24 protein-coding genes are annotated in these 26093 nt (G+C 74.1%); 6 read left to right on the top strand and 18 right to left on the bottom strand.

Going from position 1 to position 26093, the window contains the following annotated elements; genetic code table 11:
* The first annotated feature begins 16 nt into the window (after positions 1-16).
* Entirely contained in the window at positions 17-607 is a 591-nt protein-coding gene (locus PSD17_RS05510; RefSeq protein ID WP_233899384.1) for a TetR/AcrR family transcriptional regulator, read from the top strand.
* A gap of 99 nt (positions 608-706) precedes the next feature.
* Positions 707-2683 (top strand): flavin-containing monooxygenase, encoded by a 1977-nt coding sequence (locus PSD17_RS05505; protein WP_339121954.1) that lies wholly within the window; start codon positions 707-709, stop codon positions 2681-2683.
* Here PSD17_RS05505 and PSD17_RS05500 read toward each other — a convergent pair.
* Entirely contained in the window at positions 2656-3162 is a 507-nt protein-coding gene (locus tag PSD17_RS05500) for a GNAT family N-acetyltransferase (RefSeq protein WP_445260992.1), read from the bottom strand. The genes PSD17_RS05505 and PSD17_RS05500 overlap by 28 nt on opposite strands.
* 69 nt (positions 3163-3231) lie before the next feature.
* Positions 3232-5100, bottom strand: coding sequence for a helix-turn-helix domain-containing protein (locus PSD17_RS05495; RefSeq protein WP_013674237.1), 1869 nt, complete (start codon positions 5098-5100; stop codon positions 3232-3234).
* A 184-nt stretch (positions 5101-5284) separates the two neighbouring features.
* Here PSD17_RS05495 and PSD17_RS05490 point away from each other — a divergent pair, with 184 nt between their 5' ends.
* Positions 5285-5578: a BMC domain-containing protein gene (locus PSD17_RS05490; RefSeq protein ID WP_013674238.1), complete on the top strand. Its 294-nt coding sequence runs from the start codon at positions 5285-5287 to the stop codon at positions 5576-5578.
* A 7-nt stretch (positions 5579-5585) separates the two neighbouring features.
* Here the strand turns inward: PSD17_RS05490 and PSD17_RS05485 are convergent, their stop codons facing one another.
* The 8 genes from PSD17_RS05485 to PSD17_RS05450 all read right to left on the bottom strand — a co-directional run bounded on the left by PSD17_RS05485 (position 5586) and on the right by PSD17_RS05450 (position 13731).
* The gene (locus tag PSD17_RS05485; protein WP_339121948.1) at positions 5586-7754 is read right to left on the bottom strand and encodes a helix-turn-helix domain-containing protein; all 2169 of its coding nucleotides are present in this window, start codon (positions 7752-7754) and stop codon (positions 5586-5588) included.
* A 17-nt stretch (positions 7755-7771) separates the two neighbouring features.
* Positions 7772-8806, bottom strand: coding sequence for an alcohol dehydrogenase catalytic domain-containing protein (locus tag PSD17_RS05480; RefSeq protein WP_339121946.1), 1035 nt, complete (start codon positions 8804-8806; stop codon positions 7772-7774).
* Positions 8803-10095: a malate dehydrogenase gene (locus PSD17_RS05475; protein WP_339121945.1), complete on the bottom strand. Its 1293-nt coding sequence runs from the start codon at positions 10093-10095 to the stop codon at positions 8803-8805. The genes PSD17_RS05480 and PSD17_RS05475 overlap by 4 nt, the downstream gene beginning before the upstream one ends.
* Positions 10092-10733, bottom strand: coding sequence for a BMC domain-containing protein (locus tag PSD17_RS05470; RefSeq protein WP_013674242.1), 642 nt, complete (start codon positions 10731-10733; stop codon positions 10092-10094). Before PSD17_RS05470 ends, PSD17_RS05475 begins: the two co-directional genes overlap by 4 nt.
* Entirely contained in the window at positions 10730-11596 is an 867-nt protein-coding gene (gene eutJ, locus PSD17_RS05465; RefSeq protein ID WP_013674243.1) for an ethanolamine utilization protein EutJ, read from the bottom strand. The genes PSD17_RS05470 and eutJ overlap by 4 nt, the downstream gene beginning before the upstream one ends.
* The gene (locus PSD17_RS05460) at positions 11597-12985 is read right to left on the bottom strand and encodes an aldehyde dehydrogenase family protein (protein WP_013674244.1); all 1389 of its coding nucleotides are present in this window, start codon (positions 12983-12985) and stop codon (positions 11597-11599) included.
* Positions 12986-13069: 84 nt separating this feature from the next.
* On the bottom strand, positions 13070-13399 hold the full coding sequence (locus PSD17_RS05455; protein WP_013674245.1) for a BMC domain-containing protein: 330 nt from the start codon (positions 13397-13399) through the stop codon (positions 13070-13072).
* A gap of 38 nt (positions 13400-13437) precedes the next feature.
* A complete protein-coding gene (locus PSD17_RS05450; protein WP_339121942.1) occupies positions 13438-13731 on the bottom strand; it encodes a EutN/CcmL family microcompartment protein in 294 nt (97 codons plus the stop codon).
* Between the two features lie 195 nt (positions 13732-13926).
* Here PSD17_RS05450 and PSD17_RS05445 point away from each other — a divergent pair, with 195 nt between their 5' ends.
* Genes PSD17_RS05445 through PSD17_RS05435 form a run of 3 tightly spaced genes read left to right on the top strand, consistent with a single transcriptional unit; the run spans position 13927 to position 16644 of the window.
* Complete coding sequence (locus PSD17_RS05445) at positions 13927-14934, top strand: DUF7064 domain-containing protein (RefSeq protein WP_013674247.1); 1008 nt, start codon at positions 13927-13929, stop codon at positions 14932-14934.
* A 7-nt stretch (positions 14935-14941) separates the two neighbouring features.
* A complete protein-coding gene (locus tag PSD17_RS05440) occupies positions 14942-15904 on the top strand; it encodes an HAD family hydrolase (RefSeq protein ID WP_013674248.1) in 963 nt (320 codons plus the stop codon).
* The gene (locus PSD17_RS05435; RefSeq protein ID WP_339121939.1) at positions 15901-16644 is read left to right on the top strand and encodes a tyrosine-protein phosphatase; all 744 of its coding nucleotides are present in this window, start codon (positions 15901-15903) and stop codon (positions 16642-16644) included. Before PSD17_RS05440 ends, PSD17_RS05435 begins: the two co-directional genes overlap by 4 nt.
* A gap of 38 nt (positions 16645-16682) precedes the next feature.
* On the opposite strand, the gene PSD17_RS05430 is transcribed toward PSD17_RS05435, so the two are convergent.
* From PSD17_RS05430 to metK, 8 genes are all read right to left on the bottom strand, one after another.
* Positions 16683-19148, bottom strand: a complete 2466-nt coding sequence (locus tag PSD17_RS05430) for a pyruvate, phosphate dikinase (protein WP_339121937.1) — start codon at positions 19146-19148, stop codon at positions 16683-16685.
* A complete protein-coding gene (locus PSD17_RS05425) occupies positions 19145-19765 on the bottom strand; it encodes a MarR family transcriptional regulator (protein ID WP_013674251.1) in 621 nt (206 codons plus the stop codon). The genes PSD17_RS05430 and PSD17_RS05425 overlap by 4 nt, the downstream gene beginning before the upstream one ends.
* Before the next feature lie 88 nt (positions 19766-19853).
* The gene (locus PSD17_RS05420) at positions 19854-21287 is read right to left on the bottom strand and encodes a hypothetical protein (RefSeq protein ID WP_013674252.1); all 1434 of its coding nucleotides are present in this window, start codon (positions 21285-21287) and stop codon (positions 19854-19856) included.
* Between the two features lie 14 nt (positions 21288-21301).
* Entirely contained in the window at positions 21302-21721 is a 420-nt protein-coding gene (locus PSD17_RS05415; RefSeq protein WP_013674253.1) for a PEP-utilizing enzyme, read from the bottom strand.
* Between the two features lie 362 nt (positions 21722-22083).
* Positions 22084-22917: a bifunctional methylenetetrahydrofolate dehydrogenase/methenyltetrahydrofolate cyclohydrolase FolD gene (gene folD, locus PSD17_RS05410; RefSeq protein WP_013674254.1), complete on the bottom strand. Its 834-nt coding sequence runs from the start codon at positions 22915-22917 to the stop codon at positions 22084-22086.
* Positions 22914-23912 carry a carbohydrate kinase family protein gene (locus PSD17_RS05405; protein ID WP_013674255.1) on the bottom strand — a complete coding sequence of 333 codons (999 nt, stop codon included), beginning with the start codon at positions 23910-23912 and terminating at the stop codon, positions 22914-22916. Before PSD17_RS05405 ends, folD begins: the two co-directional genes overlap by 4 nt.
* Positions 23913-23929: 17 nt before the next feature.
* Complete coding sequence (gene purU / locus PSD17_RS05400) at positions 23930-24856, bottom strand: formyltetrahydrofolate deformylase (protein WP_339121933.1); 927 nt, start codon at positions 24854-24856, stop codon at positions 23930-23932.
* The gene (gene metK / locus PSD17_RS05395; RefSeq protein ID WP_013674257.1) at positions 24856-26091 is read right to left on the bottom strand and encodes a methionine adenosyltransferase; all 1236 of its coding nucleotides are present in this window, start codon (positions 26089-26091) and stop codon (positions 24856-24858) included. The genes purU and metK overlap by 1 nt, the downstream gene beginning before the upstream one ends.
* Positions 26092-26093: the final 2 nt, after the last annotated feature.

The following is a 26093-nucleotide window of genomic DNA, read 5'->3' as shown; positions in this document are numbered from 1 at the left end:
CCCTGCGGACCCGGTGGTGCCCTCGTCGCGGCACCGGGAGATCGTGCGGGCGGCGGCCCGGCTGTTCGACGAGCGCGGCTACCACCACACCTCGATGGACGACATCGCCGCCGCGGTGGGCATCAAGAAGCCGACCCTCTACCACCACGTGCCGAGCAAGGGCCGCATCCTCGCCCGGATCCACGACGACCTCGCCGACCGGCTGCTGGGGCGGCTGCGCGAGCGCATCGACACCGGCGCGGCGCCCGCCGCGGTGCTGCTCGGGGTGCTCGAGGACCACCTCGAGCTGCTCGACCGCGAGCCCGCCAACCTGCGCTGCTACTACGAGCACCGCCGGGAGCTGCCGCCCGAGGACGAGGCCCACTCGCGGGCGCGCCGCGACGAGTACTTCGCCGCGGTGCTGGCCGTGGTCGAGGACGGCGTGGCCCGCGGGGACTTCGCCGTGACCGACCCGCGGTTGGCGACGCTGGCGTTCTTCGGCGTGTGCAACTGGTCGTACCAGTGGTACCGGCCGGGGGGTGCGATGGCGGCGCGGGCGATCGCCGTGAGCTTCTGGCGCTGTTTCCTGTCCGGCATCGCCGCGACCAGCACGGGGCCTGCGCCGTAGCTGTGCCGAACGTCTCCGTGGGCGCGGTCCGCCCCGCGCGGTATCTTCGTGGCGTCGTAGCCCGACCGACCAGTCGGTCGAGTTGTTGGAGGGAACCTGATGCTCGAGACGAACAGCCCGGTCACCGGCCCCGTCGCGCTGCCCACCGTCACCGCCGACGACGAGACCCTGCGCGACGCCCTCACGGCAGGGAACATCCCCACGCTGCTGCTAGTGCTGCGCACACTCACCGGTGATCCCCGCTGGTTCGCCGAGCCCTACCGGCCCTCGCGCACGATCGCGATGAACGACAACGACTCCGGCGGGCTGCCCGAGCCGGTCCAGCAGGAGATCCGCGACGCCGTGCTCGACGTGCTGCGCGAGCTGCGCGACGGCGGCCGCGACGTGACCCCGCCCCCGCTGGGAGCCGGGCTCATCGAGATCCTCGGCGAGTCGCTGGGCGAGCAGGTGCCGGCCGAGTACGCGCCGTCGATGGCCGAGGACGCGGGCTTCGTCCCGTCCGACGCGTTCGACGGGCCGCCGCTCGGCGCGGACCTGTCGGTCGTGATCATCGGCGCCGGCATCTCCGGGATCTGCGCGGGCACGGCACTGCGTCGCCTCGGGGTCGACGTCACGATCCTGGAGCGCAACGACGACGTCGGCGGCACCTGGCTCGACAACGACTACCCGGGCGCGGGCGTCGACACCCCGAGCCACCTCTACGCGTTCTCCTTCGCGCCGTGGCCGAGCTGGTCGCGCTACTACGCCAAGCAGCCCGAGATCCTCGACTACCTGCGGCGCGTCGCCGACCAGGAGGGGCTGCGGTCGGTGATCCGGTTCGGGACGGAGGTGCTCGGCGCGACCTGGGACTCCGGCTCCTCCGTCTGGCGGGTGCAGGTGCGTGCCCGCGACGGCGTCGTCTCCGAGCTCGCGTCCGACGTGCTCGTCAGCTCCGTCGGCCAGCTCAACCGGCCCGTCGTCCCGGCACTGCCCGGGCTCGACACCTTCCCGGGCCCCGCCTTCCACACCGCGCAGTGGGACCACTCGGTCGACCTGACGGGCTTGCGCGTCGGCGTCGTCGGGACCGGCGCGTCGGCGATGCAGGTCGTGCCGGCGATCGCGGAGCAGGCCGGCTCGCTGGTGATCTTCCAGCGCTCCCCGCAGTGGGTCGCACCCAACGGGAACTACCTGCGCGAGGTCGACCCGCGCACCCGGCTGCTGTTCGAGCAGGTCCCGTACTACCGGCCCTGGTACCGGCTGCGGCTCATGTGGATGTTCCAGGACAAGCTGCACCCCACGCTGCAGCGCGACGAGGCGTGGGAGCGGGCCGCCGACGGCCGTTCCATCAACCGCACCAACGACAAGCACCGCGAGTTCTTCACCCGCTACCTGCGCGAGCAGCTCGGTGACCGCGAGGACCTGGTCGCGAAGTCGCTGCCCGACTACCCGCCGTACGGCAAGCGGATGCTGCTGGACTGCAACTGGTTCTCCACACTGCGTCGCGACGACGTCTCGCTCGTGACGTCCGGCGTCGCCGCGATCGACGGCTCGACCGTGGTGACCGACGACGGCGGCCGCCACGAGGTCGACGTCCTCGTCTTCGCGACGGGCTTCTCCGCCCGGAAGATGCTGCACCCGTTGGACATCCGCGGCCGTTCCGGCACGTCGCTGCGCGAGCGGTGGGGCGACGACGACGCCTGGGCGCACCTGGGCATCGAGGTCCCCGACTTCCCGAACCTGTTCCTGATGTACGGGCCCAACACCAACCTCGGCCACGGCGGCTCGACAATGTTCCACGCGGAGTGCCAGGTGCACTACATGGTCGCCCTGCTGCGCGAGATGGTGGCGTCCGACGTCGCGGCCGTCGAGGTGCGCCGCGACGTGTGCGAGGACTACGTCGCCCGCGTCGACGCCGCGCACGAGAACATGATCTGGACCCACCCGGGGATGAGCACGTGGTACCGCAACGCGGCGGGTCGCGTCGTCACCAACAGCCCGTGGCGGCTGCAGGACTACTGGACGATGACGCGCCGCCCGTCGCTCGACGAGCACATCGTGACCCCGGCGCGTCAGAGCTCGTCGAAGGGCGTCGCGTAGCGGAAGGTGCCCCGCGGGGTGTCGTCGTCGAGGGCCAGGACCTGGAAGTGGACGCCCCACGTCGGGTCCGGGGCATCGATGCCGACGGTCCTGGAGTCGACGAACCCGAAACGCCCGTAGAAGTCCGGGTCGCCGAGGAGCCCGACGAGCCGCTCCCCGCGGCTCCGGGCGACGTCGACCGCGGCGTCGACGAGCGCACTCCCGATCCCGTGGCGCTGCGCCTCGGGCAGCACACCGATCGGCCCGAGCCCCAGCGCGTCGGCCTCGCCGACGTGAGCCCGGGTGCAGATCACGTGGCCGACCACCCGGTCCTCGTCGTCGGCGACCAGGGAGAGAGCGGGCAGGAACCAGGGACCGTCGCGGAGCCGGTCGGTGAGCCCGGCCTCGACCGCCTCGCTCCCGTGGGGCGGGGCGAAGGCGGCGCGATGGACGGCGCGCACGGCATCGTGGTCGGCGATGGTCTCGGGGCGGATCCGCACGGCGGACATCGTCGACGGAACCGGCCGGGGCGTCGACCGGTTTGTCCGCAACCCCGTGCGCGGCGATGATCAGCCGATGTAGGAGATCCCGAAGGCGTCGATCTTGCGGTACAGCGACGAGCGGGCGATCCCGAGCATCTCGGCCGCCTTGTAGCGGTTGCCGCGGGCCTCGTAGAGCGCCTGGATGATGACGTCGCACTGGGCGGCCTCGAGCATCGACATCCGTGGCGCCCGGTGCGCGAAGCACGACGGTGGCAGGTCGGGCGCCTGGATGACCCCGACGGGCTTGCGGGCCACGACGTAGCGCAGCACGTCCTCCAGCTCGCGCACGTTGCCCGGCCACGCGTAGCCCTCCAGCACCCGCACGACCTGCATGCTCAGCCGCAACGACCGCCCACCCGCGAGCCCGTGCAGGATCGACATCGCGATGTCGCCCAGCTCGTCGGCGCGGTAGCGCAGCGCGGGCACCCGGACGGTCTCGTGGAAGTGCCGCAGCAGCAGCCCGTACGGGCGGGTGGCGTCCGCGGAGGCGCTGTCGATGCAGCCGGCGACGACGAGCGGGTCGGGCATCGCGACGAGGGTGCGCAGCGACTCGTCGAGCCGGCGCGCGGCGACCGGGCTGAGCAGGTTCATCTGGCGCAGCACGAGCAGCCGCGGCCGGTCGCCGGGCTCGCGGGCGACGCGGTCGAGCGGGTCGGGTCCGCCCGTCGAGTCCCCGATCCGCGAACAGTCGACGACGTGCACCATCGCCGACGGGTGCGCGCGCCGGAACTGCTGCACGGCCAGTGTCTGCTTGCCGACGCCCGCCTCCCCGATCAGGAGCTGGTGGCGCCGGCGCCCGACCGCGGCCGCGACCTCGTGGCAGGCCCGCAGGTAGGGGCTCAGCAGCTCGCGGTTGGCCCGCATCCGCGCCTCGGCGTGCAGCCGCGCGGAGTGGTCGCCGCCGCGCAGGTCGGCGGCGTAGTCGCGGCGCGTCGTCGGGGCGACGTGCGAGCCCTGGCGCCGCACGGCCTCCGGCACGGCGAACCGCGCCGCGAGATCCAGCGGCCCGCCGGACACCACGCAGCCGACGACGACGCCGGCATCGGACACCGGCTCGACGGCCAGCGCCGCGCAGTGTCCCGACGGCAGGTCGACGTGCCGGTCGCCCCCGTCGGCCTCGCCGATGACGGCCGCGGCGAGCGTGAGGTCGGCCAGGCTGCGCTGGTCGTCGTGCCCGAGCCTGCGCACTCCCGGGCACGTGAGCAGCGCGTCGCCGTCGGTGGCGAGCACCCACTCCGCCCCGGCGTCGCGCGCCTCGGTGAAGCGGCGGTGGACGAGCAGGCCGTGCCGGTGCGCACGGTCGGCGACGGCCTCGGCGATCCGGCCGGCGAGCAGCCCGGCGACCGCGGTCCCGGTGTCGTCGGCATCCGCGACGTGGCGCAGCACGACGACCGCGTCCGGCGCCGCACCGTCGCTGCGGTGCACCGTCGCCGCCGACTCGGCCAGCCACGTCAGCTCCGGGTGCAGGTGCTCGGCGCCGACGACGCTCGCGACGTCGCCCCCGTGGTGCAGCAGGGCGGCGGCCGTCGTCCCGACGTCGCCCTCCGCGTACCGGAACCCCGGCGTGAACAGCACGCCGTCGAGCAGCGCCGCGAGCGCCGGATCGCCGTCGTGACGCACGCGCACGACACCGTCGTGGTCGACCAGCGCGACCGAGCAGCGGGGGCGCGGGGTGAGGGAGAAGAACGCCGCGAAGACCTCGTCGGCCTCCGGGACGGCCGACCGGCCGGGCTCGTGCCCGACGTAGCTGACCTCGACGGCGTCGAGCCGCACACCGGCGTCGACCGCCCGCAGCCACGACGCCACCACCTCCGGCCGGACGGCCTCGCAGGCAGGGTCGATGCGACCCGTCCGCCGGAACCGCTGCGCCGCCGCCTCGATGCCGGTGAGGTCCACCGGCCCAGGCTAGGACCGCGCCGGCCCGGAACCGGCCGACTGTCGCAGGTTGCGACGCCCGACCCGGCCGTGGCAGGAGTACGCCACTCACGGGACAACGGGCACGCACCGGCTTGTCCGTCCGGGACAGCGCCGATGTCGCAGGGCGCCGCTACCGTCGGGCGCAGCGGCGGAGGGAGCCGGGATGGCGGGCAGCGGTGCGCTCGGGATGATCGAGACGCGGGGGCTGGTGGGCGCGATCGAGGCCGCGGACGCGATGGTGAAGGCCGCGAACGTCGAGGTCGAGGGCTATCGCACGCTGCGCAACGGGCAGGTGTCGGTGCTCGTGCGCGGCGACGTCGGCGCGGTGAAGGCGGCCGTCGACGCCGGTGCCGCCGCGGCCGCCCGCGTCGGTGAGCTCTACACCTCGCACGTGATCCCGCGCCCGCACGGGGAGACCGAGGGCGTGGTCGGCCAGGCGGTCGTCCCGCTCGACTGAGCGCCCGTCAGCCGGTCTCGCCGTCGTCGCCCGCGGTCTGGTTGACCTGCAGCAGCCGCAGCGCGAAGTCGGCGCGCATCCGGTCCTCGTGCCGGCTCAGGTCGAGCCCGGTGAGCTGGCGGATCCGCTCCAGCCGGTAGCGCAACGTCTTGTGGTGCACGAACAGGCGCTCGGCCGCGAGCCGCTGCGAACAGTCGGCGTCGAAGAACGCGCGCAGCGTGCGGATCAGGGCACCGTCGTTGTCACGGTCGTAGGCGACGAGCGGGCCCGTCACGTCCTCGATGAACGTCTGGAGGTCGGGGTCGTCGCCGCTGCCGAGCAGCAGCCGCACGATGCCGAGCTCCTCGTAGAGGAACGCGTTCTGCCCGCCCAGCCGCCGGGCCGCCGACAGTGCCGTGCGGGCCTCGTTCCACGCCCCCGGCAGGGCGACGACGTCGCGGTGCTCCCGGCTGATTCCCCAGGTCATCCGCAGGTCCGGCCAGTCGGCGCGCACCGCCGCGGAGAACGCGGTGACCAGGTCCTTCGCCTCGGCCCGCCCGACGTCGGACGCGATCGCGACGAGCAGGTCCCCGCGCAGGCCGGCCAGCGCCAGCCCGCGCCCGTCGTCGAGCGTGCGGACCGTGCGCAGGACGTGCCGGCGCAGCCGTTCGGTGCCGGAGGTGTCCCAGCCGTGCTCGGCGGCGAGGTCCTCGACGTTCTCGATGCGCCCGTGCACGACACGCAGCGCGCCCGTCAGGGCCAGACCCAGCTGCTGGGCCCGGGTGCGGGCGGCGAGCCGGTGCTCGACGGGTCCCTGCAGCAGGTCCCACAGCACCTGCTCGATCGCCTCCGCGCGGGCCCGGCTGGCGGCGCGTTCGCGCAGCAGCGCCAGCGAGCAGGCCATCGCGACCTGTCCGGCGGTGACCTCCAGCATCTCGTCGGACCCGCCGCCCGGCAGCAGCACGACCTGGCCGACCTCGTCGCCGTCGGCGTAGACGGGCCGGATCCAGCTGCGACCGGCGCCGGTGCGGCGGCGACGCGCGGGCCGGCCGACCGTCGCGGGCAGCGACGACACCAGCCTGCGGCCGCTGTGTGCGGCGAGCAGGGTGCCGTCGGGGCCGTACACGCCGATCTCGCAGTCCAGCTCGGTCGCGACCGCGCGCATGATCGCGGGCAGGCCGCCACCCTCGACGACGGTCGTCAGCAAACTGTGCTGCAGCCGTGAGCTGCGATCGAGCACCGACACCTGGTGCTGCAGCGCGTCGCGGGCGCGTTCGGCGTCGGCGGTGGCGGCGGCCTGCTCGTCGTGCAGCCGGGCGTTGTCGATGGCGACGGTCGCGAAGTCCGCGAGGGTCACCATGCGGCGCACGTCACGCTCGGTGAAGATCGACCGGCGGCGCCGCCAGACCTCCAGCACCCCGACGAACTCGCCCTGCAGACGGAGCGGGACGGCCAGCGCCGACCGCGTCGCCTCCTTCTCGGCCAGCGACATGAAGTCCTGGCTGATCGTCTCGTCCTCGAGGTAGGAGTCGACCTTGGCGGGCTCGCCGGTGAGGAACACCAGGCCGGCGACGCCCTGGCCGCGGTGCATCCGGAGCCGGGCCGTCTCGGCGACCCGGTTGCCGACGCACGCCCGCATCCGCACGACGTCGTCCTCGCGCAGCATGACCCCGCAGATGTCGGAGTCCAGCAGCCGCAGCGTCCGCTCGGCGATGGTGTGCAGCGCCTGGTCGACGTCGCGCGCCGACAGCAGCTGGGCGACGACGTCGCGCACCGCCTCGGCCTCGGCGTCGGCGTCCTGCACCCGGCCCGTGGCCGACGAGTCCGCGAGCACGAGGGAGAGCCAGACGCACGCCTGCCGCAGCAGCTGCCACGCGCCGGGCTCGACGTCGGTCCCCGGGTCCCAGCACAGCGCGACGGCCGCCCCGGCCGGGATGACCAGCCCGCGGCGCTCGACGGGCGCGCACGGCGACGGGCCGCCCCGCGGCAGGCCCGCGATCCCCGTCCCGGGTCCGGCGAGCGCGGTCCAGCCGGTGTCGGACCACCAGGCGATGGTGACCGCCGTCCCGACCAGTAGCGACGCGCGCGCGGCGACCTCTCCCGCCGCGGCGGCGAGGTCCGCGGGCAGCGACTCCAGCAGGGTGGCGAGGCCCGGCGGGCCGGCGACGGTGAGCCGCCGGGATTCGGCTGGTGTCATCTCACCCCCCGGCCCCGTCAGGTCGCGATCAGGGACTTGAGCGTACGTCGCGCGGCCATCGCCCGGTACGCGTCGGGGACGTCGTCGAGCGGGACCGTCTGCGTCGCGACGACCGTCGGGTCCAGCACACCGGACGCCACGAGTGCGACGAGCGCCTCGCCGTCGCGCATGAGGTCGCCGATCGCGAACCGCAGCGTGAGCTCGTCGGCGAAGGCCCTGGCGACGGGCAGCGCGAACTCGGGCTCGGTGTGCACGCCGACGGACACGATGGTGCCGCGCCGTCTGACCAGCGTGAACGCCGTGTCGAGGCCGCGCGGGCCGCCGACGGCGTCGATCACCGCGTCGGCGCCGCGGCCGTCGGTCAGCCCGGCCACGGTCGCGGGAGCCCCGGCCGGGTCGGCGACGACGGCGCCCTCGCGGGCGGCGAGCACGCGGCGGGCGTCGACCGGTTCGACGACGACCACCGTCCCCGCGCCGCACGCCTGCGCCGCCAGGCTGGTCAGCTGGCCGACCGGCCCGCCCCCGAGCACGACGACCGTGTCGCCGGGGGTGAGCCCCGCGCGGCGGACCGCGGCGTAGCCGGTGGCGAGGGTGTCGCCGAGGAACACGGCCGCGTCGAGCCCGATCCCGGCCGGCACCGGGCGCAGCACCGTGTCGGCGAACGGGACGCGGACGAACTCGGCCTGGCTCCCGGCCAGCGGCGGGCCGTAGGCGGAGCCGGTGCCGAAGAACCGCCGCTGCGGGCACTCCCAGTGGTCGCCGCGGCGGCACCACCAGCACGTCCCGCACGCGGTGAAGTCCGCGCCGACGACGAGGTCCCCGACCGTGTGGCCCTGCACCGCCGGTCCCGTCCCGACGACCTCTCCGACGAACTCGTGGCCCAGCACGCTGCCGCGGGGCAGGTGCTCGCCGTGCGCGACGGCGTGCAGGTCGGTGCCGCACACCGCGGCCCGGCGCACCCGCACGATCGCGTCGCCGGGATCGACGACGATCGGCTCCGCGACCGACTCGACGCGCACCGTCCCGTCCCCGACGAAGAGCACGGCCTTCATGCCGGGGTCGCCGCCAACGCGCCGAGCCGCTCCCGGATGCGTTCGGCCGCCTCCCGCAGGGCGGCGAGCTCGGCGGGACGCAGGTCGAGCTCGACGATGCCCTGCACGCCGCCGCGGCCGAGGCGGGCGGGCAGGCCGACGTAGACGTCCCGGATGCCGTAGCTGCCGTCGGCCAGGACCGCGGCGGGCATGACCTCGCCGCGGTCGGCGACCATGGCCAGCACCATCCGGGCCGCCGACGTGCCGGGGGCCATGAACGCGCTGCCCGACCGCAGCAGCCCGACGACCTCCGCGCCCGAACCCCGCGTCCGGTCGACGGTCGCGTCGAGGTCGGCCGGGCCGACCCGCTCCAGAATCGGCCGGCCACCCGCGGTGGCCTGCGACAACGGGACGACCATCTCCTCGCCGTGGCTGCCCAGCGCCCACGCGCCGACGACCTCGGCGGGCCCGGCCCCGGCCAGGGACGCCAGCGCCTGGAACCGCGCGGTGTCGAGCACCCCGGCCATGCCGACGACCCGCTGTGCCGGGAACCCCGACGACACCCACGCGTGCTGGGTCATCTCGTCCAGCGGGTTGGTCACGACGACGAGCACCGCGTCGGGTGAGGTCCGCGCGAGCCGGGACGCGATGTCGCCGACGATCTCCGCGTTCGTCGCGATGAGGTCCGAGCGGCTCATCCCCGGCGTGCGGGGACGTCCGGCGGTGAGGACGACGTAGTCGGCCCGGCCCGCCTCCTCGACCGTGCCGACCCCGCGGACGCGGGTGGTGAACCCGCTCAGTGCGGCGGTGTGGGTGAGGTCCAGCGCGATCCCGGCCGCGCGGCCCTCGTCGATGTCGACGAGCACGACCTCGTCGAAGGCGTCGGCGTCGGCGAGCCGCATCGCGGCGATCATGCCGACGTTCCCGGCCCCCACCACGACGACCCGCCCGACCCGCCCGCCCGGCGCACCGCGGCCAGGAGGGGCCGACGAGCGACGGGAGGACCGGCCGGTCGGGGCGCCGCGGCGGTAGAGCGCCCCGGAGGGCGGGCGCACCGGCCGCGGCGCGGAACCGAGCCGGGCCGACACCGCGGCGGGGTCGGGGAGCGGACGGACCTGGGCGGGCGACGCGGGCCCCGCGCCTCGCGCGGCGGCCGACGGCGGTGCAGGGGAGCCGACCACGATCTCCACGCCCAGCTCCCGGGCCCGTTCCCGGGCCAGCGGGGTGACGACGTCGCGGGTCCCGACGTGCACGACCCCGGCCCCGCCCGCGACCGCCTCGTCGACGGCCGCCGCACCCCACACCGTCATCGCCGGTCCTCCCGGCCGTGCATGCCCTCGAGCGCGGCGACGGCCGCGTCCCGCGCGGTCTGCACCTCGCTCTCGGTGCCCGACAGGAACATCCGGCCGAACCGGCCCACCGCGCGCAGCTCGATCACGGTGATCGACGCGGCCTTCTCCGCCTCGTTCGCCGCGACCGAGATGTAGGCGGCCGGAGCGACCTCCATGACGAACAGGCTCTGCCCGGGCATCAGCATGGATCCCTTGCGCCACTTGTTGAGCAGCTGCGCCTGGTAGGGGTGGACGTTCGTGATGAACTGCGTCGACGCGATCGTCGGGCGGATCCGGTCGGCCTCGGTCAGCCCCAGCTCGTCGAGCACCGCCTGCCCCGACGCGAGCACCTCCGCCTGCTGCTCGGAGTGGATCTCCAGCAGCCCGAACTCGCGCTCGATGATCTGCAGCGCCGGCCGCACGCCTGCCGCCTTGAGCGCGATGTCGGCGGCCCGGAACACCTCGTTGCCGGGGGCCATCTCGATGTACAGCTCGGCCATGCCCGCGAGCGGGACGTCGCCGGGGCTGGTGGCGGCGATGTGTGCGGCGCACTGCGGCTGCATGCGGTCGACGAACGCGTAGGTGCGCAGCGTCGGCGCCGGGTTCTGCGGGGTCACGGTGCCGACCTCGCGATCCCGACCGGGGTGATCAGCAGCGCGTGCGGGTACGTCACGACGGTTCGCTCCAGGTAGCCGGCCAGCACGTCGCCCGCGCCGGGGATCATCAGTGCGCCGCCCGCGAGGTGCAGCGGGAGGTCCTCGTGCCCGGCGGTCAGCGCGCGCACGTTCTCCGCGATCCGCTGCAAACCCGGCACGAGCACGGGCAACGCCTCGCCGGGATGGGCGCGCTTGTACGGCTCGGCGTCCTCCAGCGCGAGGCCGAGCGCGCCGGCGAGCACGAGGTCGAGATGGTGGCCGCCCCCCGGCCGGTCGTCGAGCGCCACGAGCTCGCCGGCGCGGTAGACGCCGACGCCGGTCGACCCGCCGCCCACGTCGACGACGACCCCGTCGCGCAGGCCCAGCGTCCGCTGGGCGGCGCCGACCTCGTCGACGAGCGCCACCTCGTCGAACCCGGCCGCCTCGCACACGAACGTGCAGGCGCGGGCGTCGGCGGCCGGGACGCACGGGGGATGGGCGGTCGCGGCCGCCGGCAGCTCGGTGCGCAGCGCGACGCGAGCGGCGTCGCGCAGGTCGCGGACCGTGGCGACGGCCCGGGCGAAGTCGACGACGACCCCGTCGGCCAGCGCCCCCGACGGCCTGCCGTCGACCCACACCGGCCGATCCCGGCCGTCGGGGCCGGTCGCGAGGACGACGAGCACGCAGGTCGCCGTGCCGAGGTCGACGCCGACCCGCAACGCCGTCGCGGCCCGCGCGGCGCCGGCCGCGTCCGGATCGCCGCCCGCCAGCGCGGCGACCGCGGCCGCCCGCTCCAGGAGGGAGCGCGTCGCCGGGATCGCGCTGCACGTCGTCAGGAGCGGCATCTACAGCTCCACCGGATCGTAGACCGTGCGCCACGGCCGGACCTCGTGCGCGATCCGCTTGATGTTGATCAGGTGCAGCGGCGTGACGTTGTCCGAGCAGATCGACCCGCTCCACGTCCCGGTGCCCAGCTGGAAGGAGGGGTCGACCTCGGTCGAGAAGCCCATGCCGCCGAACAGCGCCGGGGTGTTGACGACGATCCGCCCCGCGGGCAGCGCCCCGAACGGCGCGATCTCCTCGGGCGACGACGCGTGCACCGCGGTGGTGTGGCCCTCGCCGTCGAGGGCGAGGATCTCGCGGCACCGGCGCAGCCCGGCAGCGGCGTCGGGCACCCGGTAGACCGACAGCACCGGGCCGAGGATCTCCCGCGAGAGCGGGGTGTCCGCGCCGACGCGGTCGAGCTCGCACGCGAGGACCCGCGTCGTCGACGGTACGGCGAACCCGGCCAGCTCGGCCAGCCGGAGTGCGGTCTGCCCCACCGCGTCGGGACGCAGCGCGCCGCGGTCGTCGAACAGCACGCGGACCAGCGCGGCCTGCTGCGGGGCGTTCATCCAGTACGCGCCGCGGGCCTCGAACTCGGCCAGGAACGCGGGTGCGACCGCGTCGGCGACGACGACGGACTGCTCGGCGACGCACGCGGTCCCGTTGTCGAACGACTTCGACGTGATGATCATCTCGGCGGCCTCGGCCGGGTCGGGCACGCTGGCCCCGACGTAGGCCGGCACGTTCCCGGCGCCGACGGCGATCGTCGGCTTGCCGCTCGAGTACGCGGCCCGGACCATGCCCGGGCCGCCCGTCGCGAGCACGAGCGCGATCTCCCGGCGGCTCATCAGTTCCCGGGTCGCGGGCAGCGTCGGGTTCTCCAGGCAGGAGATCAGCCCCTCCGGGGCACCGGCCCGCGTCGCGGCCGCGGCCATGATCTCCGCGGCGCGCAACGTGCAGCGGGCCGCCCGCGGATGCGGCGCGAGCACGACCGCGTTGCCGGACTTCACCGCGGCCAGGCACTTGAACAGCGCCGTCGACGTCGGGTTGGTCACCGGGATGATCCCGGCGATGACGCCCATCGGGCAGCCGACGGCCGTCACCCGCGCCTCGTCGTCGACCCACAGGACGCCGACGGCCCGGCGCTGCAGCATCCAGCGCGCGACGAACCCGGTGTTGTAGCGGTTCTTGTGGATCTTGTGCTCGTAGACGCCGTACCCGGTCTCGTCGACGGCGAGCCGGGCCAGCTCCTCGGCCGCGGCGGTGCCGGCCCGGGCCATCGCCCGCACGTAGCCGTCGAGCGTGTCCTGGTCGGTGCCGTCGAGCTGCTCGAACGCGCGCCGCGCGGCCCGGGCCTTCACGCGGACGTCCGCGAGGCCGGCCAGATCGGCGTCCAGTGCTGCGGTCATCTCCCACCTCGGAGGTCGGACGGAACTGCGGGCGCGGCGGGGCAGCGGGTCGCCGCGCGCCGGCGCCCGCCACCTCTGCGCGGGTCAGCCCTTCGGGCGGGTGAGGACGGCGAGGATGCCCTCGGTCTCGTCGTGCGGGCGCGGGATGACGTGCACGGACACGACCTCGCCCGCCTTGCCCGCGGCCACCGCCCCGGCGTCGGTGGCGGCCTTCACCGCGCCGACGTCGCCACGGACCATGACGGTCACCAGACCGCCGCCGATCTCGCGGTGGCCGACGATCTGCACGTTCGCGGCCTTGACCATCGCGTCGGCCGCCTCGATGGCACCGACCAGGCCCTTGGTCTCGATCAGGCCCAGCGCGCCGCGCGGCGTCGATGGTGCGGCAGGGGTTCCCGCGGCGGTGGTCGCCATGTCGTCCTCCATGTCGGTGTGCTGAGTGCTCGGGCGGCTCAGGCCTTGCGGTAGCTCACGGTTCCCGAGCGGATCACGGTGTCGGCGATGGCGACGACCGCCCGGTCGGTGGGGGCGTCGGCACCGGCGGCGACCCGTGCGGCGCCCCCGGTCGCGACGAGGACCACCTCGCCCACCCCGGCGCCGACGGTGTCCACGGCCACGTACGCCGTGCCGCGCGTCTGCTCGGGGTCGGCGCCGGCGGCGTCCTGCACCAGCAGCAGGCTGAACCGCTCGAGCCCGGGGTCCTTCACCGTCGAGACGACCTGGCCCAGCACCTTGGCCAGCTGCATGCCCGGTCACCCCCGTCGGTCGGCGGACCGCGCCGGGCGGCTCCGCTGGCCGGACAGTAGGGCGGCCCGCCCGCCGGCTGCCTTATCCCGCACGGACAACGTCGCCGGGTGCCGTTGTCCTGCGACGCACTGGCTGCGCGGGCCGGACCGGCCAGACTGGTCCGGACACGACGCCCCGCGCGAGGAGGTTCATCGGTGATCCGTCCCGAGGACGCGCAGTTCCACGCCCCGACCAGCGACGACCCGCTGTGGGCCGAGACGAACTACTTCGGTCTCTACGCGGGCCAGGACACCGACCGGCCCATGAACATCGGCGTCTACGGGCTGTTCCGCGAGCCGCTCGGCGTCGTCGGCTCGACCGTGTCGGTCAACAGCCGCCGCGTGACGATGCCGTGGGCCGCCGACTACTGGGACGCCTGGGAGCACCTCGTGGCCCCTGCGAGCCTGCTCGACTACACGCTCGCCAACGGCCTGCACGTCGTCTGCTCCGAGCCGAACAAGGTCTGGGACGTCGACTACTCCGACGCCGCGGCCGATCTGGAGCTGCACTTCCGCTACACCGCGCTCATGGAGCCCTACGACATCAACGACCCCGACCAGGATCCCCGGGCCGCCGGCCGGGACATGGACCTGACCTGGGGCCACGCCTACGCCGGGCACTTCGACCAGACCGGCCGGTTCGAGGGCGAGATCCGGCTGCGCGGCGTGACGACGCCGATCGACTGCGTGTCCACCATGGACCACAGCTGGGGCGTGCGCGCCGAGCGCCAGACGTCGCGGCTGAGCTGGATGCACGCCCACGTCGGACCCGACCTCGCGCTGCACGCCCTGTTCGACTTCGACACCGCGAACGGCCCCGACGGTCCGTCGCCGCTGACGATGACCCACGGCTACGTCCTCGACAACGGCGTCGTCCGGGGTCTCGCGTCCGGGTCGGGGGAGACGACCCGGTCCGGCCTCTACCCCGAGCACATCGAGATCACCGTGTCCGACGCCGACGGCCGCACCTGGGAGGCCGTCGGCGACGCGCTGACGACGTTCCCGTGGCAGTCCCAGCCCGGCGTCGTCGGCCACAACAGCCTGCTGCGCTGGACCCTCGACGGCCGCACCGCCCACGGCGAGTGCATGGACTTCGTCGGCATGGGGGAGCTGGGTCGGGTCTACGACCGCGTGCACGCCGCCGCGGCGGGCACGCGCGCGTGAGCCCACGGTGAGCCCGCCGCCCGTCCAGGCGGTGATCTTCGACCTGGACGGGACGCTCGTCCAGACGCGGGTCGCCTCCTGGGAGGTCTTCGAGAAGCTCAACCGGCGCCACGACCTGGGCGTCGACGAGCCCGAGAAGTACTTCGACCTGTTCCGCGGCAACATCTACGACTCGATCGCGAAGCTGTGCCGCGACGAGGCGCACGCCGCCCTCGTCCGCGAGGACTTCCTGCACCTGCTGCGCGCCGAGTACACCCCGCCGCTCGTGCCCGGGGTCGCCGAGGTGGTGCGCCGGCTCGCCTCGGAGACGACGCTGGCCGTGATGTCGTCCAACGCCATGCAGGTGCTCCGGCGGGTGCTGACCACCAACGACCTGGCGTTCTGCTTCGCCCACGTCTTCGGTGGCGACGTCACCCCCGACAAGCGCACCGCCATGCGCACGTTCCTCGCCGACCCGGGCAGCGGCTTCGGCCGCCGATGCGCCGCCGACTACGACGAGGCCGACGCGCGCCCGGTGCCCGGCCCGGCCGCCACGGTGCTCGTCACCGACACCGCGGGCGACGTCCGCGACGGGCTGGAGGTCGGGATCCGGGTGGTCGGCGTGGCGTGGGGGATGCACAGCGTCGAGGAGCTCACCGCGGCCGGGGCGGAGTTCGTCGCGCTGTGGCCGCAGGAGATCACCGCGCACCTGCTGGGCGACGCCGCCGCGACGCCCGCGACCGGCGCCTGCGCCGCTGTGAGTGGCGAGGGTCGCCATGGCGACCCTCGCCACTCACGAGGGACCGACGCCGAGCGCGCCCGTGCCGCCGAGACGCGCCGCGCGCGGCGCCGCGCCGCCGCGCCGCTCACTCCTGTCGCCGCGCCCCGCACTCCTCCTGACGCCCCGCCCGCGCCCGCCGCCACGCCGGCGCGGGCCGCCGCCGTCGACGCGGAGCTGCTCGACGCCGTCCGGCGGGTGGTGGGGCGATGACCGGCTCGTTGTCGGACGCCGCGGGCGGGCTCGTCGGCGCGTTCAACTTCCGCGATCTCGGCGGCCTGCGCGCGGGGGAGGACCTGCACGTCCGCAGGGGTGTGCTCTTCCGCAGCGACACCCTGCAGGCGCTCACCCCCGCAGACGTCTCCCACCTCACCGACCGGCTGCGGCTCGAGCTCATCGTCGACCTGCGGATCGGGCCGGAAGCCGTGTCCGAAGGCCGCGGCCCCATGGCCGAGGTGCCGGTCAGCTACCTCAACGCCCCGCTGCGCGACCTGCCCGTCTCCGACCTTCCCGCGCACGAGCAGAGCCTGCGCTTCTACGTCGAGCACCTGGAGTCGCCGGGCTCGGTGCTGTCGACGGTCGTGCGCATCGTCGCGGCGATGGCCGGGCGACCCGTGCTGCTGCACTGCGCGGCCGGCAAGGACCGCACGGGTCTCGTCGTCGCCCTGCTGCTGCGGCTGCTCGGGGTCGACGACGAGGACATCGTCGCCGACTACCTGCGGTCCGGGCTCAACATGCCGCGCATCAAGGAGCGGTTCCTCGGCTGGCCGCGCTACCGCGACCACATGGCGACGGTGCCCGCCGAGGTCTACGACGCGCTCGAGTACACCATCCGCGGCTTCCTCGCCGAGCTCGACGCGCGTTTCGGCGGCGCCCGCGACTGGGCGCGCGAACGCGGCATCACCGACCAGGAGATCGCCCGGCTCCGCGCGGGTCTGCTCGCCGCCGCGTAGCGGCCGAGCGGGGCCGGATCGCCCGGCTGCCGCAAGGCCTACTGCAGCGCGGCCTTGCCGAGCGCCAGCAGCAGCGGCCGGACCTCGGCGGCGTCGACGGCGAACCGCCGGAATCCCAGCCCGTGCAGCTGCGCGACCATCTCCTCCGACACCTGCCCCGACAGCCGCATGCCCACCCGGCAGCCGGCCTCCTGCGCCGCCGCGACGCGGACCAGCAGGTCCGCGACCGCGGGGTCCAGGGTGGTCCGAGGGTCGCAGGAGAGCAGCCCGCGGCGGACGTAGCCGTCGAGCGGCTCGGCCGTCAGCAGGTGCCGGGCAGGGATGCCGAACACCGCGGCCTGCAACGTCCGCACCTCGACCCACAGCACGTCGGCCGCGGCCGCGATCGCCTCGGCGGCGAACGCCGCCCGGGGGCCCGTGACGTAGGCGCCCACCCCCACCGCGGCGCCGCGGCCCAGCTCGCGCAGCGCGGTCGCCTCGGCGGCGTCGGAGACGTGCCGGACGGCCAGGTGCACCCGCGGCGCCCCGCCCGCCTTCTCGACGGCGCGTTCGAGTCCGCGCAGCTGCGCCTCCACCAGAGCGGGGCGGCCGAGCGGCACGGTCAGCTCCGGGTGCCGCGTCGTGACGGCGGTCTGCTGCAGCAGCTCCCGGGCCTCGTCGGCGACGAGGTCGATCGCGCGGACCCCGACCTCGACGTCGCCCGCCGCCGCGAGGACCGGGGCGAACTCCTGCGCGACGAGGTCGGCGACACCGTCGAGCGCCTCGACGCCGCCGTCGGCGAGCAGGTGCGCGACGAGCCCGTCGAGGTGCCCGGTGGCGACGAGGACGTCGTCGATCGCGGTGACCAGACCTGCGGCGCCGGCCTCCCGGGCGGCGTCGACGTCGGCCGGCAGGGTGACCCGGGCCAGCACCTCGCCCGCCCCCGCGGCGGCGGCGATCCCGAGCAGGTCGCCCAGCGCACCGGTGGCGGCGGCCGGGGTCGAGACGGCGAAGCGGCCGGCGAACAGCTCGCCCGTCGAGCCGTCGAGGGAGACGTCGTCGCCCTCGTGCAGCGTGCGCCCGTCGACCTCCAGGGTCCGGGCCGCCTCGTCGACGCGCAGCGCGCCCGCGCCGACGACGCAGGCCGTGCCGAGCGCCCGGGCCACGACGGCGGCGTGGCTCGTCGAACCGCCCGTCGCGGTGACGATGCCCTGCGCGGCGATCATCCCGTGCAGGTCGGCGGGGCTGGTGACGGTCCGCGCCAGCACGACGTCCTCGCCGCCGGCGGCCCGCTCGCCCGCCCGGTCGGGGTCGAGCACGAGCACGCCGCTGACCTGGCCGGGGCAGGCGCCGATGCCCGTCGTCAACAGGCGTCCGGCGGAGCGCGCCCGCTCGACGTCGGTGTCGGCGAATCCGGGCCGCTGCACCTGCCGCACCTGCTCGACGGAGACCCCCCGGAGCGCGGTCGCGGGCGTCGTGAGCCCTTCGGCGACGATGTCGGCGGCGATCCGGACGGCGGCCTCCGGGGTGCGTTTCGCGCTGCGCACCTGCAGCAGGTAGAGCGTCGAGCGTTCGACGGTGAACTCGATGTCCAGGACGTCGCCCTGCGCGCGTTCCAGCTCGGAGCACGTCGCGCGCAGCTCGGCGAGCAGGTCGGGGGCCAGCGCCTCGGTGACCGGGTCGGGGGTCCGGGTCCCGGCGACGACGTCCTCGCCCTGGCTGTGCGCGAGATACTCGCCGAACAGGCCCGGCTCGCCCGTGACCGGGTTGCGGGTGAACACGACGCCGGAGCCGGAGTCGTCGGACAGGTTGCCGAAGACCATCGCCTGCACGACGACGGCGGTCCCGAGATCGTGCGGGATCTTGTGGAACTCCCGGTACGTGCGGGCCCTGCGGGTGTTCCAGGAGCGGAAGACGGCCTCGACCGCGCCGACGAGCTGGGCGCGCGGGTCGGCGGGAACGGAGTCGCCGGTGTCGTCGGCGAGCGCCGCCTCGCACGCCGCCCAGACGCGGTCGTACACCGCGCCGGCGTCGTCGCGGGGGCCGACGTCGGCCACGAGGTCGCCGATCCCGGCACCGGGATCCAGGGCGCCGAGGACGGTCTCGGCGTACATCGCGTGGAAGCGGGCGACCACGTCGGCGACGAAGCGGCTGTCGCCGGTGGCCTCGGCGAGCGCGACGGCGGCCGTGCGGTCGAGCCCGAGGTTGAGGATGGTGTCCATCATCCCCGGCATGGAGACCGGGGCGCCCGACCGGACCGAGAGCAGCAGCGGGACGGGGCCGCCGCCGAAGGTCTTGCCGGTCCGGGCCTCGAGTGCGGCGAGCCGGGCGAGGACCTCGTCGGCGAGGCCGTCGGGAAGGGTCCTGGTGCCCAGGTAGGCGCGGCAGGCGTCGGTGCCGATCACGTAGCCGGCCGGGACGCGCAGGCCCTGGCGCGTCATCCGGGCGAGGCCGCTGCCCTTGCCGCCGAGCCGGTCGACGTCCGCGGGATCGGCCTCGTCGAACGCGAGCGTGAAGGCGGTCATTCCGTCCGTTCCCGGCCCAGCGTGCGCAGCAGGTCCTCGTGGAACTCGAACCAGACGTTGTGCACGGAGTCCAGCGTCGGGGACGAGACGTACTCGTGCTCGCCCCGGTCGATGCGCTCCAGCGCGGACCGGAAGCGGGCCGGGTAGGTGCCGAACCGCGCGTCGTGGCCCGCGAGTGCCTCGAGCAGGGGGCCGAGCCGCGCGATCAGCTTGTCCAACCGTGCGATGACCTTGTCGTCGTACTCGGCGTCGGAGTGGTCGTTGGCCACCTTGCGGCCGCCGACGTCGACCTGCTGCCAGGACGACATCGTGGTGAGGAACTGCGAGTTGACGGTCTCGAACCGCTCGACGAGCCCGCCCACCTCGGCGTCGGCGCGCACCGCGCCGTAGCGCCGGGCGGCGGCCGCGGCGAGCGCGGGCTCGGCCTCGTCGGTCGGCAGCGCGGCGCCGCCCGCAACGACGAGCAGCCCCTGCGCGGCCAGCCGGTCCAGTGCGGCCTCGACCTCGGTCCGGGGCAGCCCGCAGGCCTCGGCCACGACCTGCGGGGTCGCCATCTTCTTCAGCGCGACGGTGTTGAGGACGTCGTAGTCGGTCTTGTCGGAGGCGAGTGCGGTCATCAGGTGTCCTTCACGCCGGACCGGGCGGCGCGGCGGGGTCCGCCGCGCCGCCCGGTGGTGGGGCGGGCGATCGTCCGGCCGACGTCTCCTAGAGCCAGCGGCCCTTGGAGTTGCGCAGGCTCGCCTTGTCGGAGAACGGCAGGTACCCGGCGCCGGAGAAGATCTTGCTCGGCACGGTCTCCTGGGCGAAGCCGCGCTTGGTGATGTCGTAGTAGTAGTTCGCGACGCGCTGGTCGATCTCCCACAGGTCGTAGTCGCGGCAGGCCTTGTCGTACGTCCCGGCCAGCCGCAGGTGCGGGAGGATCATGTCGATGTAGTAGACGTACTGGCCGTTCCAGATGAGGTCGCGGCGGCACATCCTCGACGTCTTGGTGTAGAGCTTGAGCGTCGCCTGCTGGACACGGCCGAGGTGCTCGCCCAGGTCGTCGATCTTGATGGGGTAGACCTCGCCCATCGGCGTGTTCCACTTCTCGCGCGCGAACACCGCGCCCCCGACGATCGCCTCGATGTAGTTCTTGGGCCGGGTGAACGTCGTGGAGATGTCGTTCACCCGGATCTCCTCGAGCGCCATCTTCTCGGGGTCGACGACCAGCGCGAGCGTGTAGCAGTGCGGCAGGCCGGCGTCCTCGCAGACGTCGCTCCAGTGGAAGACCTCCTCGTTGACGAAGAGGTCGCGCAGGATCAGCAGGTTGCCGTCGGGCAGCTCGTAGGGTCCGGTGTCGCCCAGTCCGAGACGGCAGTCGTAGTGGTCGAGGAACGACAGCAGCTCGGCGGCCGCGTTGAACTGGGTGAACGCGGCGTGCTTGGGACTGCCGTTCTCCAGCGGCTCGACCTGGCCGGTGAGCTGCTGGAGGAAGTCCTCCTCGTGGATGCGGCACCGGTAGCGGTCCTGGGAGTTGAGGATGTAGCCGTCCTGACGCTTGCCCCACAGCACCCGCTGCATGAACTTCAGGATCTCGTTGGACTCGCCGACGTAGTCGTCCGGACCGATGGCCTCCAGCGCGAGCAGGCCGCAGCGGCCCATGCCGAAGCCGACGGCGCCGATGCACCAGTCGTGCACCGCGTTGACCTTGGTCCCGATCTCGCGGCGGGCGGTCGCCCCGATGTCCATGATCCCCTGGCCGCCACCGACCTCCGCGGTCGTCATGCGCAGGATCTCCGGCCAGCGGTAGAACTCGTGCATGAAGGCCAGGATCTCGTACTCCTGGCGGGGGATCATGCCGCTGACGCCCTCGGTGGCGCGCATGACCAGCACGTCCCAGATGTTCCAGGCGAGGTAGTTGTTGAGGTCGTTGAGCTCGTCGATGGTGAACTCGTCGCGCAGCACGTCGTCCTTGGACACCTTCTCCAGGACCTTGCTGCGGGCACGCGACTTCATCGTCTTGTCGCCCTTGATCCCGTCGGTGACGGGCTCCATGCCGACGAAGTTGCCGGTGTAGGTGAGGCTCTGGAAGCGGAGGCCGTCGTCGGCCTCCTCGTACCGCTGCTTGTAGGTCGCGCGCTTGCCCTCGGTGGTGGTCATCGTCGGCTCCTCCCTCAGTCGTCCGCCACGACGCGGCCGACCTCGTGGTCGGTGCAGTCGAGCCGTACCTTGCGCCCGTCGAGGGCCTTGGCGATCTCCTCGAAGTGCGACGGGTCGGTGTTGCCGACGACGTAGCGCGACTCGCTGGAGGTCAGGTGCGCGGTCATCACACACGGGGTCTGGAACTCGCGGGAGAGGATGCCCAGGTGCGACTCCGGGGCGCCGGACATCGTGATCACGCCGATCGCGCCCATGCTCAGGGCCGGCGCGAGGAACGTCGTGGTGCCGCCCTGGACCAGCAGGATGTGCTCGGCCAGCCTGCCCGACTGGATCAGGCCGATGACGTCGGCGGGGGACTCCAGGTACTTCACCGTTCCGCTGGGGGATTTTGCGGTGTCGAAGACGTTGTAGCCCTCGGCCAGCACGTCGGCCATCGATGTTCCTCCTTGAACTCGTGGGTGCCCCGGCCACGCCGCCCGCGGTGACCGTGCCGCCGCGCGGTGGCCACGCGGAGTAGCGTCCGTCACAGTGCCGTGGATCACCAGGGTCGCCGATGGACCGCGCGGATAGAACTGTCCGCGGCCGTTGTCCGGCCCGGATAGCGGGGCGCCGCGCTCCGACCGCAGGTCGCGACGGGCCGACGGCACGCAGCGCGCACGGCGCACGACCCGGACGGACGCACACCGGAGGCACAGGTCCGGGTGCCGTCACGGACGGAGGTCGGGACCGCGCGCGGGGGCCGGGGGAGCGCGGGACGGTCGTGAACGGCGATGGTCGCCATGGCGACCACCGCCGCTCACAGGCCTTTGGCTGCCGTCACCGTGTTGCGCAGGAGCATGGCGATCGTCATGGGGCCGACGCCGCCCGGGACGGGGGTGATCGCGCCCGCGACCTCGGCGACCTCGGCGGTGCGGACGTCGCCGACCAGTCCGTGCTCGCCGCGGTGGATGCCGACGTCGATCACGACGGCGCCGGGCTTCACGGCGTCGGCGCCGATCAGGCCGGGCCTGCCGGCCGCGACGACGAGGACGTCGGCGCGCCGGCAGACCGCGGCGAGGTCGCGGGTGCGGGAGTGGCAGGTCGTGACGGTGGCGTTGCGCGCCAGCAACAGCGCGCCCTGGGGCTTGCCGACGAGATCGGAGCGGCCCACGACGACGGCCTCGGCCCCCGCGAGGTCCACGCCGGCCTCGTCGAGCAGCACCATCACGCCGCTGGGCGTGCAGGGCCGCAGCCCCGGACGGCCGAGCGCGAGGCGGCCCGCGCTGACCTCGGTGAGCCCGTCGACGTCCTTGTCCGCGGGGATGCGGGCGATCAGCGGCGCGGCGTCGAGGTGCCCGGGGAGCGGGAGCTGCAGCAGGATGCCGGTGACGTCCGGGTCGGCGGCGAGCTCGTCGATGACGGCGGCGAGCTCGGCCTGCGAGACGTCGCCGGGCAGGTGCCGGTGCAGGTCGGCCATCCCGGCCTCGACGCAGAGCCGGCGCTTGTTGCGGACGTAGATCGCCGAGGCGGGGTCGTCGCCGACCAGCAGGGTGGCGAGCCCGGGGACCCGGTCGAGCGCGGCCACGTCACGCGCCACCTCGGCGCGCACCCGGGCGGCGACGGCCTTCCCGTCGATGATCCGCGCGGTCACGGGCGTCCCAGGGCCGCCCGCAGCACGGGCTCGATGTCCGTGGCGGCGGCGGCGCCGTGGGCGTCGCGCAGGCGGGGCAGGTCCGACGTCGGCGAGATCGTCCACTCCTGCGCGCCGTCGGTCTCCAGCACCAGCGTCGCGACGAGCGTGCCCAGCTGCGCGGCCCGCTCCACGGACAGTCCGCCGTCGACCCCGGCGAGGAACCCGGCGCGGAAGCCGTCGCCGACGCCGGTCGGGTCCTTGATCGCCCGGGCCGGGACGACGCCGAGCTCGATGTCGGTGCCGTCGGCGCCGACGATCCGCACACCCTTGTCGGACAACGTCGTGATCCGCAGGCCCACCCGCCGGGTGATCTCGTCGGCGTCCCAGCCGGTCTTGCGGGTCAACAGCTCCCACTCGTACTCGTTGGTGAACAGGTAGCGCGCCCCGTCGACCAGCGCGCGGCACTGGTCGCCGTCGAGCCGCGGGAGCTGCTGGGACGGGTCGGCGGCGAACGCGACGCCCAGCGCCCGGGCCTCCTCGGTCTGGGCGACCATCGCGTCGGGGTCGCTCGCGCCGATCAGCACCAGCTCGGTGCCGAAGCGCTCCACGATCGGGGCCAGCGCGATGTTCTTCGCCTCGGTCATCGCGCCGGGGTAGAACGACGCGAGCTGGCACTGGTCGTCGTCGGTCGTGCAGGTGAAGCGCGGGGTGTTCGCCGAGTCGACGACGAGCACCGCGCCGGTCTCGACGCCGTGGCGCTCCAGCCAGGCGCGGAAGTCGTCGAAGTCGTTGCCGACGGCTCCGACCAGCACCGGGCGCTGACCCAGCACGCCCATGCCGAACGCGATGTTGGCGCCGACCCCACCGCGGTGCACGACCAGGTCGTCGACGAGGAAGCTCAGCGAGATCCGGTCGAGGCGCTCGGCGACCAGCTGGTCGGCGAAGCGGCCCGGGAAGTGCATGAGGTGATCGGTCGCGATCGATCCCGCGACGGCTGTGGTCCCGACAGGCATCGGCGAATCTCCAGTGGTCAGAAGACGATCGTGGTGCGGCCGTTGACGAGTACCCGGTCCTCGCAGTGCCAGGCGACGGCGCGGGCCAGCACGGTGCGTTCGATGTCCGCGCCGCGGCGGGTCAGCTCCGCCACGGTCGCGCGGTGGTTCACCCGGACGACGTCCTGCTCGATGATCGGGCCCTCGTCGAGGTCCTCGGTGGCGTAGTGCGCGGTCGCGCCGATGATCTTCACCCCGCGCTCGCGGGCCCGTTCGTACGGTCCGGCCCCGGCGAACGCGGGCAGGAACGAGTGATGGATGTTGATCACCGGGACGCCGACCCGGTCGAGGAAGTCGCCCGACAGGATCTGCATGTAGCGCGCGAGCACGACCAGGTCCACCCTGCCGCGCAACAGGTCCAGCTGTCGCTGCTCGGCCTGCGGCTTGGTCGCCCTCGTCACCGGGACGTGCTCGAAGGGCACCCCGAAGGACGCGACGTCGTCGGCGAGGTCGGGGTGGTTGGACACGACGGTCACGACGTCGATCGGCAGCTCGCCGCGCCGCGCCCGCCAGAGCAGGTCGAGCAGGCAGTGGTCGTAGCGCGACACGAACAGCGCCACCCGCGTGGGCACCGCGACCTCGCGGAACCGGTAGGTCCCGCCGAGCGGCCCGGCGACCTCGGCCTCGAAGGCCTCGTCGAGAGCGGACAGGCTCGTCGCCAGCCCGGGCAGGTGGAAGACGATGCGCAGGAAGAACCGGCCGCCGGTGGCTCCCGTCGAGTCCTGGTCGGACTGGACGATGTTGGCGCCGTGCCGGTGCAGGAACGACGAGATCCGTGCGACGATCCCCGGTCCGTCCACACACGACACCACGAGCCTGCCCAGGTCGCGGTCGCCGTCGGCGAGGCCGGCGGCCCCGACCGCCGCGCCGGGGGTGGCGCGGCGGTCGTCGTGGAGGACGGTCATCAGGCCGTGGCGGGAGCGGCGTCGGCCGACAGCCCGGCGGCCTGACGCAGGGCCTCGGCGCGGTCGGTGCGCTCCCAGGGCAGGTCGACGTCGGTGCGGCCGAAGTGCCCGTAGGCGGAGGTGGCGGAGTAGATCGGGGCGTGCAGGCCCAGGTAGGACCGGAACGCGGCGGGCCGCAGATCGAAGTGCTCGGCGACGAGCTTCTCGATGTTGCCGCGCGAGATCCGCTCGGTGCCGAAGGTGTCGACGAGCACCGACACCGGCCGGGCCACGCCGATCGCGTACGCGACCTGCACCTCGGCCCGCTGCGCGAGCCCGGCGGCCACCACGTTCTTGGCGACGTAGCGCGCGGCGTACGCGGCCGAGCGGTCGACCTTCGACGGGTCCTTGCCCGAGAACGCGCCGCCGCCGTGGCGGGCGAACCCGCCGTAGGTGTCGACGATGATCTTGCGCCCGGTCAGGCCCGCGTCACCGACGGGGCCGCCGATGACGAACCGGCCGGTCGGGTTGACCAGCAGGCTCGAGCGCAGCTCGTCGGCGTCGTAGAACTCGGCCGGCAGCACCTGCGTGACGACCTGGTTCCACAGGTCCTCGCGGATCTGGTCGTTGGTCGCCTCCTCGGCGTGCTGGGTGGAGATCAGCACGCGCTCGACGGCGACCGGCACGTTGTCGTGGTAGCGGACCGAGACCTGGGTCTTGCCGTCGGGACGCAGGTAGTCCAGGCCGCCGCGGCGCACCTCGGCGAGGCGGCGGGAGAGCCTGTGCGCCAACGCGATCGGCATCGGCATCAGCTCGGGGGTCTCGTCGGTGGCGTAGCCGAACATCATGCCCTGGTCGCCGGCGCCCGCCTTGTCGAGCTCGTCGTCGGAGAGCTTGCCGCGGTGCTCGTGGGCCTGGTCGACGCCCTGGGCGATGTCGGGGGACTGCTTGTCCAGCGCGACGAGCACCGCGCAGCTGTGCCCGTCGAAGCCGTAGCGGCCGTCGTCGTAGCCGATGCGGTTGACGGTGTCGCGCACGATCTGGGTGTAGTCGAGCTGCCCGGGCGTGGTGATCTCGCCCGCCAGCACGACCATGCCCGTCGTGATCAGGGTCTCGCAGGCCACCCGCGAGTACGGGTCCGCCGTGAGCGCGGCGTCGAGCACCGCGTCGGAGATCGCGTCGGCGATCTTGTCAGGGTGCCCCTCCGTCACCGACTCGGAGGTGAAGAGGTAGTCGTGCGACTCCTGCTGGCTCATCG

Source organism: Pseudonocardia sp. D17 (assembly GCF_036984265.1).
Lineage (GTDB): Bacteria > Actinomycetota > Actinomycetes > Mycobacteriales > Pseudonocardiaceae > Pseudonocardia > Pseudonocardia benzenivorans.
Note: the sequence above shows the minus strand (reverse complement) of the source record. Positions and strands in the feature narration are given on the sequence as shown.

Bases quoted from the DNA above. Each gene is read 5' to 3' on its own strand.
- PSD17_RS05455 (WP_013674245.1), bottom strand. From the start codon at position 13,399: ATGGCGACCACCGCCGCGGGAACCCCTGCCGCACCATCGACGCCGCGC.
- purU (WP_339121933.1), bottom strand. From the start codon at position 24,856: ATGACCGTCCTCCACGACGACCGCCGCGCCACCCCCGGCGCGGCGGTC.
- PSD17_RS05425 (WP_013674251.1), bottom strand. From the start codon at position 19,765: ATGACCGCACTCGCCTCCGACAAGACCGACTACGACGTCCTCAACACC.
- PSD17_RS05430 (WP_339121937.1), bottom strand. From the start codon at position 19,148: ATGACCGCCTTCACGCTCGCGTTCGACGAGGCCGATCCCGCGGACGTC.
- PSD17_RS05405 (WP_013674255.1), bottom strand. From the start codon at position 23,912: ATGCCTGTCGGGACCACAGCCGTCGCGGGATCGATCGCGACCGATCAC.
- PSD17_RS05460 (WP_013674244.1), bottom strand. From the start codon at position 12,985: ATGACCGCAGCACTGGACGCCGATCTGGCCGGCCTCGCGGACGTCCGC.
- PSD17_RS05435 (WP_339121939.1), top strand. From the start codon at position 15,901: ATGACCGGCTCGTTGTCGGACGCCGCGGGCGGGCTCGTCGGCGCGTTC.
- PSD17_RS05490 (WP_013674238.1), top strand. From the start codon at position 5,285: ATGGCGGGCAGCGGTGCGCTCGGGATGATCGAGACGCGGGGGCTGGTG.
- PSD17_RS05420 (WP_013674252.1), bottom strand. From the start codon at position 21,287: ATGACCACCACCGAGGGCAAGCGCGCGACCTACAAGCAGCGGTACGAG.
- metK (WP_013674257.1), bottom strand. From the start codon at position 26,091: ATGAGCCAGCAGGAGTCGCACGACTACCTCTTCACCTCCGAGTCGGTG.
- PSD17_RS05450 (WP_339121942.1), bottom strand. From the start codon at position 13,731: ATGCAGCTGGCCAAGGTGCTGGGCCAGGTCGTCTCGACGGTGAAGGAC.
- PSD17_RS05505 (WP_339121954.1), top strand. From the start codon at position 707: ATGCTCGAGACGAACAGCCCGGTCACCGGCCCCGTCGCGCTGCCCACC.
- PSD17_RS05475 (WP_339121945.1), bottom strand. From the start codon at position 10,095: ATGACGGTGTGGGGTGCGGCGGCCGTCGACGAGGCGGTCGCGGGCGGG.
- PSD17_RS05415 (WP_013674253.1), bottom strand. From the start codon at position 21,721: ATGGCCGACGTGCTGGCCGAGGGCTACAACGTCTTCGACACCGCAAAA.
- eutJ (WP_013674243.1), bottom strand. From the start codon at position 11,596: ATGCCGCTCCTGACGACGTGCAGCGCGATCCCGGCGACGCGCTCCCTC.
- PSD17_RS05485 (WP_339121948.1), bottom strand. From the start codon at position 7,754: ATGACACCAGCCGAATCCCGGCGGCTCACCGTCGCCGGCCCGCCGGGC.
- PSD17_RS05480 (WP_339121946.1), bottom strand. From the start codon at position 8,806: ATGAAGGCCGTGCTCTTCGTCGGGGACGGGACGGTGCGCGTCGAGTCG.